This window comes from Klebsiella sp. D-Nf1 (assembly GCF_002810515.1).
Lineage (GTDB): Bacteria > Pseudomonadota > Gammaproteobacteria > Enterobacterales > Enterobacteriaceae > Klebsiella > Klebsiella variicola.
The window spans coordinates 1-646 of the sequence record NZ_PIOK01000032.1 but is presented as its reverse complement, the minus strand read 5'-3'; the positions used below and the strand labels follow the sequence as shown (position 1 = coordinate 646).

Genomic DNA, 646 nt, shown 5'->3' with positions numbered 1-646 from the left:
GCACCTCGCCTTCGGCCACCGTCTGGCCTTCGCTGGCCAGCACCTTCCAGATAGTGCCCGCCAGCGGGGCGGTCACCGGGGTGCCGGCGCCTGCCGGGGCCGAGGCGGCCTGAACCGGTGCGGAAGATGCAGCAGGTACGGCCGCCGTCAGCTGGCTGACGTCGCCGCCGTCGCTGACTTTGACCACAAAGGCTTTACCTTCCACTTCCACGGTGTAGACGCCGGAGGCGGCGGCTTTTACCGGTGCGGCAGATTTTGCTTCTTCCACCTGCGGCACGGGCTCAAAGGCCGCCGGGTTATGGCGGTTTTCGAGGAACTTGAGGCCGGGTTGCGGGAACAGCGCCACGGTGAGCACGTCGTCGATGGCGTTTTCGGCAAGCGTGATGCCCTTCTCCTGTGCCTGGCGTCTGACGTCGGCTTCCAGCTGCGCCAGCTCCGGCTTCAGCAGGTCCGCCGGGCGGCAGGTGATGGCTTCAGCGCCCTCAAGCACCCGCGCCTGCAGGGCGGCGTTCACCGGCGCCGGGGTGCGGCCGTACTCGCCCTTCAGGATACCGGCGGTCTCCTTCGCAATGGTTTTGTAGCGCCCGCCGGTCAGGACGTTGAGCACCGCCTGGGTGCCGACAATCTGCGAGGTCGGGGTCACCAG

Annotated in this window: 1 pseudogene; it reads right to left on the bottom strand. The window is 68.0% G+C overall.

Going from position 1 to position 646, the window contains the following annotated elements:
- A pseudogene (locus tag CWM54_RS27850) lies at positions 1 to 646 on the bottom strand (oxaloacetate decarboxylase); the annotation flags it as partial.